General features: G+C 36.0%; 17 protein-coding genes. 5 read left to right on the forward strand and 12 right to left on the reverse strand.

The features are described from left to right. The first annotated feature begins 83 nt into the window (after positions 1-83). From IC221_RS25775 to IC221_RS25785, 3 genes are read left to right on the forward strand one after another with little or no spacing between them, the layout of a single operon-like run. Entirely contained in the window at positions 84-1,358 is a 1,275-nt protein-coding gene (locus IC221_RS25775; protein WP_188171699.1) for a TolC family protein, read from the forward strand. A gap of 18 nt (positions 1,359-1,376) precedes the next feature. Beyond that, the gene (locus tag IC221_RS25780; RefSeq protein ID WP_188171700.1) at positions 1,377-2,498 is read left to right on the forward strand and encodes an efflux RND transporter periplasmic adaptor subunit; all 1,122 of its coding nucleotides are present in this window, start codon (positions 1,377-1,379) and stop codon (positions 2,496-2,498) included. Positions 2,499-2,528: 30 nt separating this feature from the next. Next, the gene (locus IC221_RS25785) at positions 2,529-5,621 is read left to right on the forward strand and encodes an efflux RND transporter permease subunit (RefSeq protein WP_188171701.1); all 3,093 of its coding nucleotides are present in this window, start codon (positions 2,529-2,531) and stop codon (positions 5,619-5,621) included. 72 nt (positions 5,622-5,693) lie between these two features. On the opposite strand, the gene IC221_RS25790 is transcribed toward IC221_RS25785, so the two are convergent. Together IC221_RS25790 and IC221_RS25795 are read right to left on the reverse strand one after the other, a co-directional pair. Further along, entirely contained in the window at positions 5,694-7,538 is a 1,845-nt protein-coding gene (locus IC221_RS25790) for a PAS domain-containing sensor histidine kinase (RefSeq protein WP_188171702.1), read from the reverse strand. Between the two features lie 187 nt (positions 7,539-7,725). Further along, complete coding sequence (locus IC221_RS25795) at positions 7,726-8,307, reverse strand: AraC family transcriptional regulator (RefSeq protein WP_188171703.1); 582 nt, start codon at positions 8,305-8,307, stop codon at positions 7,726-7,728. Between the two features lie 145 nt (positions 8,308-8,452). Between IC221_RS25795 and IC221_RS25800 the strand changes: the two genes are divergently transcribed. Continuing rightward, positions 8,453-9,733 (forward strand): peptidase U32 family protein, encoded by a 1,281-nt coding sequence (locus tag IC221_RS25800; RefSeq protein WP_367397788.1) that lies wholly within the window; start codon positions 8,453-8,455, stop codon positions 9,731-9,733. A gap of 16 nt (positions 9,734-9,749) precedes the next feature. After that, the gene (locus IC221_RS25805) at positions 9,750-9,983 is read left to right on the forward strand and encodes a ferredoxin (RefSeq protein ID WP_062620355.1); all 234 of its coding nucleotides are present in this window, start codon (positions 9,750-9,752) and stop codon (positions 9,981-9,983) included. 84 nt (positions 9,984-10,067) lie between these two features. Here the strand turns inward: IC221_RS25805 and IC221_RS25810 are convergent, their stop codons facing one another. From IC221_RS25810 to IC221_RS25855, 10 genes are all read right to left on the reverse strand, one after another. Further along, on the reverse strand, positions 10,068-10,466 hold the full coding sequence (locus IC221_RS25810) for a hypothetical protein (RefSeq protein ID WP_188171704.1): 399 nt from the start codon (positions 10,464-10,466) through the stop codon (positions 10,068-10,070). Between the two features lie 134 nt (positions 10,467-10,600). Beyond that, on the reverse strand, positions 10,601-11,818 hold the full coding sequence (locus tag IC221_RS25815) for a DcaP family trimeric outer membrane transporter (protein ID WP_188171705.1): 1,218 nt from the start codon (positions 11,816-11,818) through the stop codon (positions 10,601-10,603). A gap of 703 nt (positions 11,819-12,521) precedes the next feature. Next, entirely contained in the window at positions 12,522-13,289 is a 768-nt protein-coding gene (locus IC221_RS25820; protein ID WP_188171706.1) for an amidohydrolase family protein, read from the reverse strand. Positions 13,290-13,680: 391 nt separating this feature from the next. Beyond that, a complete protein-coding gene (locus IC221_RS25825; RefSeq protein ID WP_188171707.1) occupies positions 13,681-15,015 on the reverse strand; it encodes a serine hydrolase in 1,335 nt (444 codons plus the stop codon). A gap of 234 nt (positions 15,016-15,249) precedes the next feature. After that, entirely contained in the window at positions 15,250-16,581 is a 1,332-nt protein-coding gene (locus IC221_RS25830) for a serine hydrolase (protein ID WP_188171708.1), read from the reverse strand. 167 nt (positions 16,582-16,748) lie between these two features. Next, complete coding sequence (locus IC221_RS25835) at positions 16,749-17,180, reverse strand: MerC domain-containing protein (RefSeq protein WP_188171709.1); 432 nt, start codon at positions 17,178-17,180, stop codon at positions 16,749-16,751. 4 nt (positions 17,181-17,184) lie between these two features. Then, positions 17,185-17,526, reverse strand: a complete 342-nt coding sequence (locus tag IC221_RS25840; RefSeq protein ID WP_188171710.1) for an antibiotic biosynthesis monooxygenase — start codon at positions 17,524-17,526, stop codon at positions 17,185-17,187. An 87-nt stretch (positions 17,527-17,613) separates the two neighbouring features. Further along, on the reverse strand, positions 17,614-18,258 hold the full coding sequence (locus tag IC221_RS25845; protein WP_188171711.1) for a trimeric intracellular cation channel family protein: 645 nt from the start codon (positions 18,256-18,258) through the stop codon (positions 17,614-17,616). A 174-nt stretch (positions 18,259-18,432) separates the two neighbouring features. Continuing rightward, the gene (locus IC221_RS25850; protein WP_188171712.1) at positions 18,433-19,479 is read right to left on the reverse strand and encodes a GTP-binding protein; all 1,047 of its coding nucleotides are present in this window, start codon (positions 19,477-19,479) and stop codon (positions 18,433-18,435) included. A gap of 4 nt (positions 19,480-19,483) precedes the next feature. Next, positions 19,484-21,136 carry an amidohydrolase gene (locus IC221_RS25855; RefSeq protein WP_188171713.1) on the reverse strand — a complete coding sequence of 551 codons (1,653 nt, stop codon included), beginning with the start codon at positions 21,134-21,136 and terminating at the stop codon, positions 19,484-19,486. Between the last annotated feature and the right edge of the window lie 472 nt (positions 21,137-21,608).

Here is a 21,608-nt window from a genome sequence, read left to right on the forward strand (position 1 = left end):
TCAATAATTATCACTTCCTATAATTCAAAGATTGTGGGTAAGTCATGATACCTTATTCATTTTTATTATTTAGGTATAATACTATGTACAAGTATTTTATTGGTTTAATGTTATGCATTTCAAGCCTTACTGCCTCCGCTCAAAAAGTGGAAGAAGAAGCCTTAAAAATGCAGTTAACTATACCACAAGCGGAGGAAATCTTCCTTCAAAAGAACTTAACACTAATTGCTGAAAAGCAAAATATAGAGATTTCAAAAGCTGAAATCATTCAAGCAAAAGCATGGCCTAACCCAGAAGTGGGAATCGAGATTGCCATGTATGACAACGAGGATAACATTTGGTTTAGAACAGATAAAGAAGCCCAAAGAGTTTTCGAAATCTCACAAATGATCGAGACTGCCGGCAAAAGAAAAAAGAGAACCAATGTCGCTAAAATTGAAGCTGAAATTTCAGAATACGAATTCTACAATACACTTCGAGAAATGCGTACTGAACTTCGCTCTGAGTTAGTAGAATTACATTATGCTCAAGAAAAAGCAAATAGCTATTTAGTCGCTATTGAGCCTGTCGAAAAGTTAGTAGCAGTTTATAAAGAACAATCACAAAAAGGGAATGTATCTAAATCCGAGGTGGTGCGTTTGAAAGCACTTCTTTTGGATGCTAGAAAAGGTTGGCTAGACTTGGTTCAAGAAGCTGCTGATATTGAGGCAAACATTAAAATGCTCTTAAATGTGCAAGCTAATGTAAGTCTTTCTATCACAATTCCTGAATTCAAGCCAAGTGAATCTTTACCCGATCCGACGCTTTGGGCCACACTAGCACAAGATCATAGGTTCGATTTCAAAATCGAAAATATCCGTATGAAACAATCTGCGGAGAGTCTTGCGCTAGCCAAAGCTGAGGCGGTACCGGATTTACATTTAGGAACAATGTATGATCGTAGAGGTGCACACCAAGCCGATTACTGGGCTATTCAAATTGCCTTTGACTTACCTGTTTGGGATAGAAACAAAGGGGGAATTCAAGCAGCTAAAATTCAGCAGGAACAACAACAAGTTCGCTTAAATGAAGCAGAGAAGAACCTTCAAATCGATATCTATACTGCCGCTCAAAAGCTGAATCAAGTCAGATCACTTTATGAGCAGTTAGACCCTGAATTATCACAGGAAATGGAAGAAGTGATGGGTGCTGTAACGAAAAGTTACCAACATAAGCAACTTAGCTTATTGGAATTCATCGACTTCTTCGAAAGCTACCGTGATAACCTTGGACAATGGTACGACACAGAAATGACCTTATTCCAAGCACAAGAAAATGTCAACTACACAGTGGGCAAAGACATCTATCCTATTCAATAATTCTTAATTCGACACAACATGAAATCTTTATATAAATTAGTTGCTGGTTTAGTATTCGCAGGAACAATCAGTCTTTCATTTCACTCTTGTACAACATCTACAGCTAAAACTGAGAACGAAAAAGAAACTACTGCTGAGCTAAGCGCTAGCATGAAAAAAATTGTAGCCACTGAAAAGGTTACATCTTCTACACTTTCCAATAAAATTAGATTGACAGGTACAGTTGAAGCTTTACCTAACAAACAAATCCGTATTCCAGCAATCGTTTCTGGTAGAGTAACCAATGTGATGGTAGCTATCGGTGATGAAGTCAAAAAAGGACAAGTCCTGGCCAAAATCTATTCTGCTGATATGGCGGAAGTAAAGCAAGAATGGATTGAGGCAAAAGCCAATGTAGACCGTGAGGAAAAAGAATTTGAAGTAGCGAATTCATTATTTGATGCCGGTTTAAGTTCAGCTTTGGAATTACAACAAGCGAAAAGTGAGTTGGAAGCGGCAAAAGCTCAATTGGAAAAAGTAAATCAAACTTTACAACTAATGGGTGAATCAAACAATGCAACACACATTGTAAGAGCACCTATGAGCGGAACAGTTATCGAGAAAAACATTACTGCTAATATGTTATTGCGTGACGACTTTGAAGACGCAATGTTTACGATCGTCAACTTGAGTGATGTTTGGGTGAAAATCAATGTGTTCGAGTCTGACTTAAGCAAAGTACAATTAGGAGCTAAAGTGGAAGCAAAAGCAATGGCGTATCCTAATGAAACTTTCACAGGTAAGATCGAAAAAATGAGTAAAATGATTGATCCTGAAACGAAAGTATTGAGTGCTAGAGTTGCGATGAGCAACGAGGATAAAAAACTACTTCCTAACATGGCGATGAACGTAGTGGTTTATCAAAACTTTGACGAAGAAGTTCTTGAAGTACCTGATAACGCTATCGTATTCCACAACAACAAAGATTATGTTGTAAAAAAAGTAGGTCAAGAGTTTAAAGTAGTTCCTGTTACTGTAAAAGGGAACAACGACAATAAAGTATTCATTTCAGGTGATTTGAAAAGCAATGATCACGTTGTATCAGAGAAAGCACTATTGCTATTCAATGAGTTAATGGAACAACAACTTGCTAAAAACTAATCTGTCACCAGCTAAAAAACTGTAGAAGAAATGAAAAACTTTGTTCAAAATATAATTAGCTTCTCTCTGAGAAACCGATTCTTTGTGTTCTTTATGACACTGATTTTAATCGTTTCCGGAGTCATTAGCTATCAAAATACGCCTATTGAGGCATTTCCTGACGTTACCAACCCTAGAGTAAGAATTATCTCACAATGGCCTGGTAAAAGTGCAGAAGAGTTGGAGAAATTTGTGACTCTGCCGATTGAGGTAGAGGTTAATTCAACACCTGGCAAGACAGAAGTGCGTTCGATTTCACTTTTCGGTTTATCCGTAGTGACTATCGCTTTTGGTGATGATGTGGATGAGTTTAAAGCTCGTCAATTAGTAGCCAACAGAATCATGAACGTGGATCTTCCAGACGGTGTTGATTCGGAAATGGAACCTTCTTCTGGACCTACCGGTGAGATATTTAGATATACATTAAAATCAGATCATCAATCCGTAAGAGAGTTAAAAACGCTTCAAGATTGGACAATCGAAAGACAATTAAGAGCTGTTCCGGGTATTGCTGATGTAGTAAGTTTTGGTGGTGAAGTAAAAATCTTTGAAGTAAGTGCTGATCCACATTTGATGTCACAATATGATATTACGGCATTGGAGCTTTATGAAGCATTGGAAAGAAGTAATGTCAATGTAGGTGGTGATGTCATTGAGAAAAGAAACCAAGCGTATGTTGTAAGAGGTATTGGACTTCTGAACAACAAAAAGGAGATCGAAAATGTGATCATTGAGCGCAATGGTAATACGACTGTTTTGGTCAAAAATGTAGCGAAAGTACAAGAAACATTTGCTCCTAAATTGGGTATTGTTGGTTTGAATGACGATCCTGATTTGGTACAAGGTATTGTAGTGATGCGTCGTGGTGAAAACCCAAGTGAAGTAATCGAAAGACTTCAAGTGAAAATTCAAGACTTGAACGAAAGAGTACTTCCTGAAGGAACGCAAATCGAACCTTTCTATGATAGAGCCGAGCTGATTGAGTATACTACGGACACGGTAATGAAAAACCTTGCGGAAGGTATTTTCTTTGTAGTGATTTTTGTATTACTCTTTATGGCAGATTGGAGAACGACCTTTATTGTCTCCATTATTATCCCGCTTTCCCTCCTATTTGCATTAGTCTGTATGAGGATGAAAGGCATGTCAGCCAACCTACTTTCATTGGGAGCGATTGACTTTGGTATTATCATCGATGGTGCCGTCGTGATGGTGGAAGGACTCTTTGTAGTACTCGATAAACGAGCAAGAGAGCTTGGGATGGAGAAATTCAACAAACTCTCAAAATTAGGTTTGATCAAGTCTGCAGGTTCTAAATTGGGAGCCAACTTATTCTCCTCTCAATTAATTACAATCCTTGCCTTAGTACCAATTTTCGCTTTCCAGAAAGTGGAAGGAAAAATGTTCTCTCCATTAGCTTATACTTTTGGATTTGCATTGTTAGGAGCCTTGATTATGTCACTGACATTGGTTCCGGTATTAGTAAGTGTTCTTCTAAAGAAAAATGTAAAAGAGAAAGAAAACTTCTTCACTCGTTTTATGCAGAAAATGTTCTACGGAGCATTCTCATGGGCATACAAGCGTAAAAGATTAACAGTGCTATTATCAGGTGCAGTATTATCTGTTGGTTTATTCTTTGGATCAAGATTGGGTACTGAATTCTTACCTCAGCTCAATGAAGGAGCGATTTATATCAGAGCCTTTATGCCTATCAGTTCCAGCTTGAGTGAATCGTATGATATGACACAAAAGCTCAGAAAGACCATTCGAGAAACGCCTGAAGTAAGAGGTGTATTATCGCAAACCGGTAGACCGAATGATGGTACTGACCCTACTGGATTCTTTAATATTGAATTCCACGTAGACCTTTACCCTCAAGATGAATGGGAACGAGGACTTTCAAAACAGGAAATCATCACTGAACTCGAAGATAAATTAAACGATTATCAAGGGGTTTCTTTCAACTTCTCACAACCAATTATGGATAATGTGGAAGAAGCCGTAACTGGTGTGAAAGGTGCATTGGCCTTGAAAATCTATGGCAATGATTTATTCCAATTGGAAGATCTTGCCAATGAGGCTAAAAATATCATGGAAGGCGTTGACGGTATTACCGACCTTAATGTGATTAAATTAATTGGTCAACCGGAATTACGCATCGATTTAGATCAGGAAAAAATGGCACTTTATGGAGTGGCTACTGCTGATGCTCAATCGGTAATCGAAATGGCAATTGGTGGTAAAGCAGCTACTCAATTGTATGAAGACGAAAGAAGATTTGATATCCGAGTTCGTTACCAAGAAGAATTCAGACAAGATTCTGATATGATTGGCCATATCAAAGTTCCAACATTAGACGGTGGAATGGTGCAATTGGGCGAGATCGCTGATATCACAACTAAAACAGGCCCTGCCTTTGTATATAGAAGTGGCGGTGAAAGATTTGTAGCCATTACATTCTCCGTAAGAGGAAGAGACTTAGGTAGTGCAGTGGCTGAAGCTCAAGAAAAAGTAGAAGGTACTTTGAATATCAGTAAAGGAATGCACTTCTCATGGGATGGTGAATTTGAAAACATGGAACGTGCTCAAAACCGTTTGATGCAAGTGGTTCCAGTTGTGATGGTCATGATCTTCTTGGTGTTATTGACGACTTTCAATAATGTAAAGGATGCAAGTATCGTGATGATGAACGTACCATTTGCCTTGATTGGTGGTATTCTTGGTTTGACGTTCTTTACGATGAACTTCGGTATCTCTGCCGGTGTAGGTTTTATTGCCTTGTTTGGTATTTGTGTGCAGAACGGTGTATTACTAGTCTCCAAATTCAAGAGCAATCTACAAGAAGGAATGAACTTAGATGATGCTGTTCACAATGGGGTAAAATCTAGAATTCGTCCGGTATTGATGACAGCCGTGACTGACTTTGTTGGTTTATTACCAGCTTCGATGTCAACGGGAATTGGTTCTGAATCTCAAAAGCCTTTAGCGGTCGTGATTGTTTGGGGTATTCTTACAGCCACAGTCTTAACATTGATCGTATTCCCAGTATTCTTTAGTATTTTCTATAGTCGTAAAAAGGCATAACCTTTTTGCCCTATATTACTATATACACCCTTTTTTAATACTACTTTCAAGCTACAAACTGATCAATTTGGTCTAGTTTGTAGCTTTTTCTTTTATTTCTTTTGGAAAGATGCTCCACAAATTAGGAATCGTAATCTTGAATTTTGTCCCTTCATTCAGAATTGACTCTACTGCAATTTCTCCACCAAGCCTTTTAACAGCTTCTTTTACAATATATAGTCCTAAGCCTGATCCATTATTTACATCAGTCGCTCTGTAGAACATATCAAAAATTTTGGCAATATGATCATTCTTAATGCCTATACCGTTGTCTTCAATCACCAATACCAAATCAGTAGGTGACACATTGGCTTCTACTCTAATTTCTGGGTTGGGAACTAATGTTGTGAATTTATAAGCATTAGAAATCAAATTATTTAAGATAACTGCCAATCGTGATTCATCACAATACAAATGGTTTTCAATATTTATTTCCTTGGTTATTTTAACGAGCTTATAATTACTGATAAACTTATACTGTTCTAAAGTCACCTCTATTAAGTCTTGAATATCCACTCTATTTGGCTTCAATTCCATTCTATTGTTTCTAGAGTAATTCAAAATATCACGAATAAAATCATCCAGCTTCATTAAAGACCTTTGCTGTAGTTTCAAGTATTCATATACTTCCTCCAAAGAAGCTTCCATACTCAATTCAATTAAGCCTAACGCAGAAGTGATAGGTGCCCTCAAATCATGTGAAACTCTGTAAACGAAGTTATCTAATTCTTTATTGGCCTTACTTAACTCCTCGTTTCTCTTCATCAAGGTTTCCTCATATTCTTTACGATGAGTGATATCCTTTATAATCCCCAAAAAGCCAATTGGATCTCCATAAACATCTTCTAGTACGCTCGTTCTGATTTCTATCCAAATAAATTCGCCGTCCCTTCTTTCAATTTGAAGTTCAATATTGTTCTTGTCTTTTAAGAAATCACTAATATCAACATCCAATGACTTACTTTGATCAACCCTTTTTAGAATAATATCTAAAGACCTCCCGATTAAATAATTTTTTGGATACCCTGTCAATGAAATAACAGCGTCGTTGATATATGATATTTTACCATTAAGGTCTATTACTAAAATACTATCTTGAACGGCCTTTAAAATTGTGGATTGAAAGAATAACTTTTCGTGATTTTCATGCTGACTCGTAATGTCTTTTGCTACAGCATAAACCACTCGTCTATCTTCATCTAAAGTCGCATCCCACTCCAAGTATTTATAATCACCCCATTTCGTTCTGTATCTATTGATAAACGACCTAACCACTTTTCCGTCACAAACATCTTGAAATACTTTTATTGTTTCATTAATATCATCGGGGTGAACCCAATTAGAAAAGTTGTAGGCTTTCAATTCTTCAATAGAATATCCTAATGTTCTTTCCCACGATTGATTCATAAATAAATAATCGCCGGAATCTGAATCAGTAATACAGCAAAGGTTATAAGAATCCGTAAAAAAAGGTTTGAAAGATAAGTTGAATGAATTATTGACAGGAACCTCGATTTTTGTGCTACTCTTCTGCTGTAGAATATCTAATAAGCTTTCGCCTATAATAACTACTTGCTCCATTGCAAAGTAATCGTATTCTATATCTTTGTGCAATACGAAAGATAACACACCCACTACTTTTTGGTGAGAAGATTTTATAGGCAAACAAACGACCTCATAGGCATCAATTTGTTCGATTACAACCTCTTTCTCCTCTACTACCTTTGTAATAGTTTGTTCCAAAGAAGGTAATTTCACTTTCTTTCCCTTATCGTATCTTGAGACACAGTGATATACATCTCCATAAGTCCCCACTTTGCAAATCACACAATAAATTGGCTCTAGGTATTCTTGTGCAAAATACAAGAGCGACTCCATACAATCTTTAATGTTGCTGTCGGATAATGAGCGTTGTATACGTATTAGGTTATGATAAAATTGATCCTTTTTTGTCATTGGAATAGAAAAAAACTAACCTTAAAAGCAATATTATTAGTTAGGTATTATAGATTAATGATTCAGTACAATACATAAGGTACGTAGCATTTTATTGATTAACAAACATTCACACCTTTTTACTTAAACAATTTCTCAGGTGTGTTGGGTTCATTTTTTTAAAAGAATTTGGCGTCATCCCCGTAGCTTGTTTGAATTTGCTTGACAAATACTGTGTACTGTTAAATCCTAGTAAATCAGCTATTTCCTTTACACTTAACTCATCATAAATCAGAAATTCTTTTACTTTTTCAATTTTCTGCTGATTGAGATATTTTTCTATGGTCACTCCTTCAGTAGAAGAAAATAAATGACTAATCGTAGAATAATCTTTATTTAGTTGTTCTTCTAATTCAGATGAGAAAGTCCTATTCCATTGTTGTATTTCAAGGTTTTGAAATTTATCATGGATTAAATTTTTTACTTTTTCTACTAAAATTGTCTGTTTGTCATCAAGGATTTCAAACCCTAGATTTTCTAAATCTTTTGTAACATTATCCCTTTGTTCTGGTTGTAAAGGAAGTTGTAAATAAGCGACACCTAGTTCAACACGATCAACCATTACATCGTTTTGGTCCAAAATATTCCAAACAGCTTGTACACATCTTGGACAAACCATGTTTTTGATTCTTAGGGTCAATAGGTCTTTCATTTGTGAATAATTATTGATTTACGAATAGTTTTCCATACTATTACGTTGATTATCATAGGATAAAGGTAAGCTATTTTACGAAAAAAATTGATTAACGATGATTTTCGTCGTATTTTTGCAAACCGAATTTTAAAATAAACATAAAGTGGAGCATAAATTTAAAAAACCTGCAACAAAACGTCCAGTAGAATTAATGGCACCTGCAGGCGGATTTGACTCAATGATGGCAGCCATCCAAGGTGGCGCTGACTCTATATATTTTGGGGTAGAACAGCTCAATATGAGAGCTCGTGCCTCTATGAACTTTACTCTTGATGACCTTGAGGAAGTTGCCCGTATCTGTAATGAAAACGGCGTAAGATCTTACCTTACACTTAACACTATTATCTATGAGCACGATTTATCGATTATGCGTAGAGTAGTGGATCGTGTGAAAGAATCTGGTATTACCGCCATCATCGCATCTGATCAAGCTGTAATTGCTTATGCATTTAGAGTAGGTGTTGAGGTACATATCTCAACGCAAGTGAACATTACAAATGCTGAAACGGTACGTTTCTACGCTACGTTCGCTGATGTAATGGTACTTTCAAGAGAACTTTCTATGGTTCAAATGAAAACGATCTGTGATACAATCAAAAATGAAAATATCACTGGTCCTTCAGGAGAATTAGTAGAAGTGGAAGTTTTCGCTCACGGTGCATTGTGTATGGCTGTTTCTGGTAAGTGTTACTTATCTCTTCATACGCAAAACTCTTCAGCAAACAGAGGAGCATGTGTTCAAAACTGTCGTAGAAAGTACAAAGTAATCGACATCGAAGACGGTCATGAATTAGAAATCGACAATGAGTACATCATGTCGCCGGAAGATTTATGTACAATCGACTTCTTGGATCAATTACTTGATACTGGTGTGAAAGTATTGAAAATCGAAGGTCGTGGTAAAGGTCCTGAGTATGTAAAAACTGTTGCTCAATGCTACAGAGAAGCTATCGATGCTTACTATGAAGGTACTTATTCGAAAGAACTTGGTGAACAACTAAAAGAGCGTATGACTGAAGTTTACAACCGTGGATTCTGGGGTGGTTACTACCTTGGTCAAGAAATGGGTAAATGGACAGATCAGCACGGTTCTAAAGCCAAAACAAGAAAAGTATTCTTGGGTAACGGTCGTCGTTATTTCAAAAATATTCAAGTGGCAGAGTTCCAATTGGAAACTCAAAAAGTAAAAGTTGGTGACCGTTTATTAATTACTGGTCCTACTACAGGTGTGGTAGAAACTGTAGTGGAAGAACTTCACGTCAACGACGAAGGAAAGAAAGAAATGGCGGTAAAAGGTGATACTTTCAGTATCAAATTGGATACGCAGATTCGTCCTTCAGATAAATTGTATAAATTAGTGGATGCAGAAACTGTAGAAGCTTAATTCGTCAAAAACGATTATGAGTAAAATTACAATTACGCATCAACGAAATAAATGCATCGGATGTAACTACTGTGTGGAATTTGCTCCAGACAGATGGGTGATGTCCAAAAGAGATGGGAAAGCTACTTTGGTTGGTGGAGTCAATAAAAAAGGCTTTTATACTACTAAGGTGAGTCCTATTGAGTTAGACGAAAATATCAAGGCGGCGGAAGCTTGCCCGGTGAAAATTATAAAAGTCAAAGAGTTTTAATTTACGCTTTGGCTAAAATGTAAAGAGGTTGATACTTTGATGGTATCGACCTCTTTTTTTATTAAAATATCATCTTTTTATAGACTACTTCTTCAGAAATTGTTTGGCTTCTATTTGAAGCACGCTAGCTTCTGAACCAAAGTAATCTCTAATATTTAAATGTATTTGATCTACAGATTGTCCTAATTTTAATTCACTGATAAACTTTAAATCTCTTTGTTCTAAAACAGTCATTTTCTCCAAACCTAATAGTTCTTTTTTCAATAAATCAACCGTTTCTAAATTTCTCCAATTTGTATGATTGTATCCATTGATGGAGTTTGAAAAACAAAGTTCTTTCATCATTTTAGACACATGCTGATGGCTTGTTTCTAATGAGACTTCTTTTACTAATGTCTTATCTTTTGAAGGTGTAATATCTTGAGCATTGATATTGAAAATACTTACCACTAGTAACAATGAGAATATAAATAGCTTTTTCATTTTTGAAATAATTAGATTGAAAACTGACATTGATAATACTCTATGAGCATGTTACAAATATCATAGTTTGGACACCGAATCATTTACATAAAAATGTCTGACATTTGTACATTCTAGTCAAATAACGATTTCATCTAAAAATCAAACTTCGTCATCAACTGGAATCTATTTGCTGTACCCATACTATCATTGGCGGTACGCTGTGTCCCTCTCATATATTCAATACCTGTAGAAAAGTATTTAAGCGGTTGCCAAACTAAGTTGATATGGGATATACCTCCGGCTTTTAAAGCAAATGGGTCTCTTGTGTCGGGTACATTTGTCAACCAACCATAGGCAAAAGATAAATTAGATGACCATTTCTCATTCCAATGATGGGTATAACCTACTAATGCTGAAATGGAATTCATAGCGACCAATTCACCTTCACTATTTAGGACGGCATTGGCGTTACTTCCAATAAATGCCAAAATATTTTCTCCAGAACCTACCCCATAATTTACATTCCAAGAGATTCTATTTTTTTTGTCGAGTTGTTGAACACCACCAAAAATCACATCCAATTGTGGTGTGGAAGCATCCACCCCTTCGGGTCCACCCGTCCAATGCAGTTGAGCAATACTTGAACCGAAAAATAGTTTTGTATTGTTTTTATTGTAAACAAACTTGAGTGAGAAGAGCGGTAATTGTGATTGAGCGACACCATTTAGGGCGTTAGGGTTTTCAATACCCATATTTTCCAAGTATTCAATACTTGCTCCGAACATCCAGTTTTTATGAATATCTTTCTCGTACCTAATTTGATTGGATCTTCCACCAAACAACGCATCGCCAGCAGCAAAATCAATAATAAAAGGAAGTGTTTCTAAGAAGGTAAGGTTGGTCCATGTTTGTCCAAAAGTAAATCCACCTACTTTAATGTAAGCGTGTCTCATTCTAAACTGAGTTCCTCCAGTAGAAAAGAAGTCTCCTTCTACAAACATTTGAACAGGAGTACTATTGACTTTGCTTCTTACATCTAAATTAATTCTTGTCTCTTTAGAAAAGAAACTCACGTATCCCGTACTTCCGTAATCGGCTTCACCTTTTACAGGAATGGTTGACATCAAAAATTGTGTTTTATCTCTGGTACCATTGACATCATAGATAAAATCATTTTTCATGTATCCACCAATTTTCATCCGCACATTTCCTTTACCAAGCATCGGCCAAGAACCAGGGAAAGTAGGATCTTCTAATGTCGCTTCATCATCACTTTTCTTTTTAGAAATTTGGTCTGAAATAAAACCTTGTGCAAATAAATCCCCTGCCATCATCAAAAAAGCGAGGATGAATAGTTGAATAGTTTTCATAAATAGCATTTTATATTTTTTGGAATCAAGTTGTAAGGATATTTAGAGATGAAAACAGCACTCATCGAATTAAATATCACCTTACAAAATTAGGGAGAACATGACCCAATCATTTGCACATAGTTATTTATGAATTACACAAAAAGGTCAATTCAAAACGACTTGTTATCGCTTCAAATTCACCTAAGTACTATGACATAAGTTTTTGTATGTTTCTTGCACCATAGTTAAAACTATGGGCTGGTGGTAAAACAACCTAATCAAGACTGAAGTCTTGAAGGTTGATAACGTAGACAACACTTTAGTGTTGATGAAGTCTGTATCACCTGCCCATAACTTCAGTCATGGTGCACGTCATTCTAGTCCAAAACTGTTGCCATGGCACTAAAAAGAGAAAAAGTAATAGCTTAGTTTTTAAGGAATTAAATACAACTTGATCCAAAAGAATAAATGCTGCTACTCTTTTGATATTACAAAAATAAGCATTCTAAAAAGGGTAGGCTTATAAGATATGGTCATCTAGTTATAGAAAATCGTTAAGTTGTTTTCATAAACAAAAAAGAGGCATCATCTTATAAAGACAATACCTCGATTATTGGGTGATTGATATTTTGAATCAAAATGGTCAACCCTATTCAGGGAAGTACACCTCTTCCCTCTTCCCTTTTACCTCTTCCCTTTTACCTCTTCCCTCATTACCCTCTTACTTCACTTCATTCTTATAAATCGTTCCGTTTTTCATAATCAAATGAAGTTTTTTTTCCGGGTCTTGAAGAATTTTCAAATCTTCTAATGGATTACCATCAATCAATAAAATATCTGCTAATGCTCCTTCTTCGATGACACCAATTTTGCCTGGGCTAAAACGGTGTGATAAGCCTAATAACTCCCCTGATTTTGAAGTCGCCTGTTGTAATATTTCAGCATTAGTAAACCAATCCTGTCTGTAAATAAATTCATCATTCAAAGTATCAATTTTCTTAGGATCAGTGATGATATCTGTACCAAATGTAATTTTATCGTAACCAATTTTCTTCGCCGACTTAAACATGTGGTCAATACCTGCATAAGCAGCTCTATGTTTATTGGCTTGCTCTTCTGTGTAACCATGAGGAATAAACGTATATACCCCAACTTGAGCGGATAACCACACATCATTGTCCTTCATTAATTGTAAAGTAGGTCCATCTACAAGGTTGGCATGCTCAATACTTTTCACTCCACACTCGATCGCTCTTCGGATTCCAGCATTGTTGTAAACGTGTGCCATTACATAGGTTTGGTAATCTGATGCGGCGTTAACAGCTGCTTTGATTTCTTCTTTTGTAAATCCGACTACATCCATGGCAAGTGTATCTGCGGTGCCATCGAAAATATTAGCATGTTGGATTAATATTGTTTTTTCGTCTTGAGCAAAAATCTGAAAAATAGCAGAACAGTATAGCAATGTAATTAATAGTAATTTTTTCATGATAATGTTTTTGATTTAATGAGAATTAAGTCGAGAGTAAAACCTATTGCCCTCTTATCATGAAGCAAAATTACATTAGTACGGACACACGTATTTGCACAAAAAATAAGAGATTTGCACGAAAAAGTCTATTCTATACATTTACCATTAAAAGTAAGTGTATTGACTTTCCCATCTCCTTTTTTGCGAAAAACTTGTGAAGATATTTTCCTATCTCACATTACAAATTTACTGATTGAGGATCGGAATGGGTTATAAAATATGGTCATCCAGTTAAAGAAAATCGGCATGTTTATAAAAAAAGAGGCTTTACTCTGATACGAATATCATGAATAAAACCTCGTGGAAAATAAATTTCCTATATTAAAATGAAAGCACTTTTCTTTACCTTTTATTCTTCTACTTCTTCAAACAAGCCAGAGTTGGCAATCTGACGTGCATATCTATGAATAGAAGCATCAGGAACATTGGTAGAGAAAAAGACAATCACTAAATCCTTTTTCGGAGAAACGTAAATACCTTGACTTTGCAAACCTGATTTCCAAAAGTCGCCATCAGCAAATACGGCATCCCATTGTCTTGCATTAGAGATCACATCATCATCCCCTAAACGATCAATGAATACAGGACCATCAAAACCTTTTCTATAAAAATCTCTTGATCTTGTCCCTGTTTGAATTCGATTGATAATTTCAGGTGAAACGACCTGTTCTGTCGCTATTTTATTCCAACTTGGAGTATAGAGCATTCCTATTCTTGCCATATCACGTAATCTACTAGAAACAATGCCATGTCCTAATGCTACACCATTAGGTGAAAGGTGAATATTCAAAGTCGATTCGGCTCCTATTTTGGAATAAATTCTTTGATCTACAAATTCGGAAAATGGCTTTTTTGAAACAGCCTCCACCAATAATACTAACACCTCTGTATTTGGAGATCCATATTCTAGTTTTTCTCCAGCGGGATGAGTAGACTCCGCTTCTTTTAAGATATCCTTTACGTTTTCCAATTCTCCATTATAAGGCAAACCAAATTCTGCTAAGAACATTCTTGTAGCAATAGAATTGGGATCAGACCTTGTTTCATCATTTTCCTCTGAGTTTAAACCGACAGTCATATCCATTACATCCTTGATTTTCGAATTACCATAAGCAGTGCCTCTAAAATCATGTACATAATGACCTATCGTTTTTTCTTCATCGATTTTACCTTCAGAAATAAGTAAATCAACCGCTAATCCAGGAATAATCTTCGCGGTAGACATCCATACATGATGATCTTCCGCTGTCATCCCCTGATAATTTTCAAAAACGATTTCACCTTTATGCACCACCAAGAAACCTTGAGCGTAACTATGCGGGTGTACCATAAAATCATTTAAGGATAACTCTCCAAAGTGATGTGTTTTAGCTTTTACTTCACCCACTGCTGGATTTATATTTTCAACCAATTCCATCTTAGGTTGTTTCGGTTCCAAGATAGAAGTATGAAATAATTCAGAAGTTCTGAGTCCCCACCAAACGGCATCGTCTCCACCTTTTAATAGGTGAGGTAGGTTATAATTTTGTCTGAATTTTTGAACTTGTTTCTCTGAAAATCCATTTGCAAATTCTTTTATTGGAGTTCTATAATCTCCTTCCGCTTCATGAACATTCGTTCCTTGTGCATTTACTTGTGACATAACTGATCCGGCTAACAATGATGATAATAGTAATTTTTTCATTTTCGATCTGAGATTTTTAGATTGGTTTCTCATGAGTAATATTACTCTTCGATGATGTTACAAATATCATGGTTGGCACCTCGAATCATTGACAAAAAATAATTAAAGGTTTACATGAAAAAGTCAATTCATTATACCTTTTCATTATTTTGAAAAGAGGCTTTACTCTGATACGAATATCAAGAGTAAAGCCTCGATGGAAAGTCTATTTCCTATTTTTATCTATTTCAATTATTATTTTGATTCCTCAAACAGTCCAGAATCGGCAACTTTACGAACGAAACGGTGTAAAGAATGATCTTTAACTGCCGTTGACATGTACACAATTACTAGATCTTTTGAAGGTGATACATATAAACCTTGTGTTTGCATTCCACCTTTCCACATATCACCGTCAGGCCAGATTACATCCCACTGACGTGAGTTACCCAAGAAAGTTGGTTGACCATTTTCTAACCAATCAGAAAATACAGGACCGTCTTCACCTGCCATTAAAAACTCATGTGATCTCATATCTTCATGGATACGTGTTAATGTCTCTTCTGTGACAATTTGCTCATCTGACACTTTATCCCAACTTGGTGTGTAAAGCATTCCAAATCTAGCCATATCACGCATTCTACTGCCTATTACACCATGTGAAAGTGCAATGCCATCAGGTGTTGTTTGTACTTGCAAAGCACCGTCTACCCCCATTTTTGACCATACTTTTTTATCAAAAACTTGACTCCACTTTTCACCTGTAACGGCTTCTACTAAAAATACTAACGCTTCAGTATGAGCAGATGCATAGACAAACTTTTTACCAGCACCTTCGCCCGGTTGAGCACTAGCTAATACATCAATTAGCTTCTCTACTTTACCATTGTATTCCTGACCAAATTCAGCCATATATAAACGATGGGCATGTGAATCAGGTTGAGGACGAGTTTCTGCTGTATCGTCTATATTCAAACCGGAATCCATGTGAAGAATCTGTTTTACAGTAACTTCTTCCCAAGCTGTTCCTTTAAATTCATCTACATAATCAGAGATAGGACGTGAATCGTCAATCTTTCCTTCATTGATTAATAGCTCTACCAATAATGCTGCTGTTGGCTTAGCACATGACATCCATGCGTGACTATCTGAAGGACGCATTCCAGGATATGCTTCATAGACTACTTTTCCTTTATGAATCACCAAGTAACCTTGTGCTCTAAAATCAGGGTTTGCTAAAAATTCATCCAATGAATATTTTCCAGAGAAAAGTGTTTCTGCCTCAATAGCTCCAATTTCAGGTCTTAGATTTTCTTCTAGTTCTTTAGTTGGCATTCGTCTAGGAATAATTGAAGTTGGCATAAATTCAGAAGTCTTCATCTGAAAATAAAGTGATTCGTCACCGCCTTCAAGCCAAGTATTGAATGAAGTAGAAGTTGCGTGTTCTGCAAATGATTTAGGATAACCGCTTACTACTTCTTTAATAGGAGTCACCTCTTTTTCAGTCTCTTGGTGATTTATTCCTTGAGCTTGTGCGTTTAAAATTGCTGATCCTGCTAACAATGATGATAATAATAGCTTTTTCATTTTGATTTATTATTTGTAATTAGATTGATTTATTGTGAGCTGTCTTGCTCACTGATGATGTTACAAATATCATGGATGGCTATTCGAATCATTGGCACGAAACAATTTGTGATTTGCACGATCTTGTTTAATGTCTAATTATGGTGTTTTTTCTGATTATTATGTGTCTAAACATTCACTGAACAAGATTTATGGCTTTTTAAATTAATAAGATGACAGCCTATGAGTACTAAAGACATACTGTAAGACACAACTGTAATCCATGTCGGTTCAAAACCGATATATTTGACTAACATAGAGACACTATACAAGGAATAGCTTCCCCACATTATATTTTTTAATAATGGATCATGACTTTTTTGACTTGCAAAGTAAACCGCAATGCCACTTACTAAAATCATACTGATATCTAAGATTCCGAAAAAGTCAAGATGATGATGGTGTCCATGATCATGACCATGATGGTGTGCCGACAACGAAACAATTGAACTGCCAATCATTACACCTGAAGTGATGATACAATGAACCAAACAAATAAATGAACCGGTGATCCCTATTTGATCTGTGTATCGTATAAATTCTTTTTTCAGTAAATACATGATGTTATAAAGTAGAGATTAAGCCTAAATTTATTTTATGATAACTGCTGAATGTTTGTTCTTCGGACTCTACTTCTATTTTATTTACCAAATCTTTAAGTTGTTGCTCCCTAACAGGACTTTTCAACCATTCTTCATAAGCCTCTCTTCCTGTCCATCCACAAACCACTTGTATTAATGAAGGATCATCTTCTGATAATAGCGTTTCCCCATCTATAAATCCTTCAATTGTTTTTGCACATTCTTCAATACAATGTCTTTTGGTGTGCAATTCTGCAGCTTTTTCAGCTGTGACATTCAATGCTTTTATTTTTAGAAAAGACCAGAATTTTATATCGTTTTGCATAACTATTATGATTTAATTTTTGAATCTGTAATTGATATTGAAAATGCTCAAAATAGTATTCGAGTCACTTTTTTGTTTACTGCTTGCTTACCCCATTTTTCCTTTCTCGATCAACATCCATTGTGGAACATGTAGTTTCCAATGAATACTGCACGCTCTAATAATGAAAGTAAGTACACTACAAATAGTACCTAGTAAATCAGCATGATTAGGGAAGAAATTCAGAGCAACGAGATAGACTACAACTCCAAATGTTAGTGGGAGTGCATATAACTCTTTCTTTAGTAACAATGTCGTATTGCCTGCTAATACATCCCTTGTGATACCACCACCAATTGCAGTGATTAGACCCAATAAGACTGGACCTACAGGAGATGCGAAATCAAGTGCTAATGCTTTATCTGCTCCTTGAATAACGAACATGGCTATACCTATACCATCTAAATAAAGCATTAATGAATAGATATATTTTCTTTCCATAAACTGATAACCATAAAAGGCAACAATACTTGAGGCGATTGCGACCCAAATATAATTGAGGTCTGAAGCCCAAAAAACGGGTACCCCTAGGATCATATCTCGAATTGTACCTCCACCTATGGCAGTAACAATACCCATTACTATTGCTCCGAATAAATCTATTTGTTTAGGAATTACAGCTAAAACTGCTGTTACAGCAAAAGCTACTGTGCCAAGCATTACAAGAATGTAGGAAATATCTGAATAGTTCATTGTTTTATTTTTTTGATTAGATTGATACACAAATATCCTTTATTCGTGATTGAACTATTTACAAGAAAAAGGCATCTGATTGTACGATTTGAGCAAATTAGAAGGGTTTTGAATACTCACTCGTTAGGTATGAATACATTTTCTCAAGTGAGTATTTTTATTCCCCTGTTTCCCTTAGTCAAGAAGAGCTTCTGTAAGGTTTTTCTCTAGAAGGTCCTTATTGATGGTTCCTTTGTTGGCTATAAATACCAGCTCTGAAAGCGGTTTATCATTCTCCCAGTTTTCATCAGCTTTGAGTGTCCATCGTTTACTCACTCTTTGGTAAATCATCTTTTTATCAAGATTATTATCCAATTGTAATACGCCTTTTGCTCTGATAATTTGATCAGGAAGATTGCTGATGACTTTATTGAATTTTTCTTCATTGAAAGGTTGATCAAAAGAAAAACTGATACTCTCAAAAGGTTGGCTATGCTTTACTTTTTTTGACTCATCTTCTTTGTGATCTGCAGAAACCCCTAATATCACATCAGTAGCTACTTCACCGTTGTAAGTTTCTATAATTGATTTATTCGGAAAATTATCGTTCATAAAGACAATGACCTTTTCTCTTTCTTCATCACTGAGTAGGTCTAATTTACCGATAGATATAATGTCTGCAGATTCTAACTGATCGATGAATAAAGCATTACTTGTTTGGTCTTCAATTCTGTCAAAAAGAGTTTCCGCATCGACTAAAGAGATAATGCCATCCAAACGAATGGATTTATTCGATAAGATAATTTGAGCAATTGAACCCGGTTCAGCCACTCCACTACATTCTAAAATGATCGCATCAGGTTGTTCTTCTCTCTCTGTGATTTCAATCAAAGATTTCGTAAGATCACTTGATACTGCACAACAAGCACAACCATTACTCAAGTTGATCATGTTGTCAGTTTGTGATTCGATCATTGCAGAATCAATGTTGATTTTACCAAAATCGTTGACAAGAACGGTTATTTTTCGTCCTCCAGGATTTTGTAATAAATGATTCAGCATAGTGGTTTTCCCTGCACCTAAAAAGCCCCCAAGAATGGTTAGTGGCAATGTTTTTTCTATGACTTTAGGGATTTCAGGCATTGCCATTGCAGCAAAGATTAAGCCCGATAGTGTTGTTCTAGCCTCTAATGCTTGATCTAAAGGATTTCTATTAATTTGTTGTTTTGAATTATAAGTCATTGGATTAGTTTTTAAAAGTTTTACCATTCATTACTGTACCCCAGATATTAATATCTTTGATCTTAGTGGTAGGAATTTCCATAGGATCTTCATCTAAAATCGTAAAGTCTGCAAACTTACCGGGCTCAAGGCTTCCGATTCTATCTTCCATTCCAAGAATGTAAGCAGCATCAATTGTTACTGCTCTTAACGCTCTTTCTACACCAATACTTTCATGACCTGCTACCACTGTTTTTCCATCTTCAGCAATTCTATTTACAGCTGCATAAACCGCCGTTAATGGGTGCATGGGTACCACTACTTGTGGGTAATCTGAGTGTAATGCGAAAATGACTCCTTCTCTTTCTAATGAACCTAAACGTGCTTCTGCTTGTGCTCTATCTGGCCCGTAAGCATTGTCTGAATGTAACAATGATCTAAAGTGAGAGAAATAATTATTCACACTTGCCAATCCACCTAAAGCATGTAGCTTTCTTGCTTGCATTGGGTTACTGATCGAATAATGTTCAATCGTAAATCTATGATCAAATCTTGGGTGTTCCGACTGAAGTTGTTCTAACATCGCTAATGTTTCATCTACAGCGTTATCGCCATTGGCATGACAGTGTACTTGGAAACCTGCTTCCCAATAAGGTCTCATTCCTTCGATTGTAGCATCACCTGGAAGGCCATTACCCCCATCTAAATAACCAGGGAAATTCACTTTAGAACCCATAAGAGGGAAAGAACCGTCACTTAAGAATTTTATTCCATTGAAGTATAATCGATCTGAATTGTATTGGTTTAAACTTTTTACAAACTCAACGGCTTTATCACCAAATTGAGCATTAAACGTAGGGCCATGAGGAACCAAATTTAAACGGATAGGGAAGTTTTCATCTTTAGACACTTCTAAGTGATCTTTTAATTCTGCTTCATAATTGATCACACCAAACATCAAATCTGATATTGTTGTTACACCAGCTTTTTTTCCAATATCTGCCATAAATCTCAAGCCATTGGCTCCACCAAGTTCAGTAATGACAGGCATGATGGGTGCTATACCATAAACAACTCCTTCCGTTTCTGTAAATACACCACTTAATCTACCATCCTCATATTTTTCAATATGTGAAGAATTCACTTTTGAGGCACTAGTCATTTCCAAAGCTGGGCTATTTAAGTAAGCGAAGTGAGGGGCAAATCCAATAACAAATATGGGTCTCGTTGAAGAAACTTGATCAAGCACATCTCTATGCATTTGTCCTCCTTGGTTTGCAGGGTCAAATCCCCAAGCAATAATTGGCTCGTTAGGATCTTCTTTTTTAGCATCAATTTCTTTTAAGTAGTCAATGACATCTTGGTATTTTGGGTGGGGAGGATTCATTCCATCTCTACCAGGCCAAGGTAATGGTCCAATATAATCTAATGCCATAAACCCTGCTGACATCCAACAATGAGAGTGAGGCTCGATCATCCCTGGAATAATTACTTTATCTTTAAATGTATCATCATAAGTTACTTCATATCTATCTAACCATGGCTTCATAAATTCTAATGTTCCCACTGAAAGTACTTTTCCATCTAAAACAGCAATAGCTTCTGCTTCTGGACGACCTTGGTCCATAGTTCTGATTTTCTTTGCTGTGTAAACTGTAATTTTTTCTTTGTTTTTCATTTTTATAATAGCATTGAAATTGTTGAAGAAGAAGATTGATTCTGTCTTCTTTAATAGCTTATGAAACAAAGATCTAGGTTTTTAAAAGGAATGAATTACAAGATAAAGGCTGCTGTATACAAGGAATCGGCTAAAACAGAATTGAGTTCGATAATAGAGGTTTTAGAATAAAATGACGTGCACCATGACTGAAGTAATGGGCTTGTGATACGAACTCCGACAACACTAAAGTGTTGCCTACGTTACCAACCTTCAAGACTTGAGTCTTGATGAGGTTGGTTTATCACCTACCCATAGTTTAACTATGGTGCACGAAACATTCCAAATTTTCTATCCTATTACATATAAAAAGACCAAAGTGATTAACACCTTGGCCTTTATGCGGATAATACTAATACATTGTAAAATAAATTACCGTTAGCTTTCAGTCTGTATTTCTACTAGATTTTATAGGACCTACTTTCAAACTTCT

Source organism: Flammeovirga sp. EKP202, assembly GCF_014534745.1.
Taxonomy (GTDB): Bacteria; Bacteroidota; Bacteroidia; order Cytophagales; family Flammeovirgaceae; genus Flammeovirga.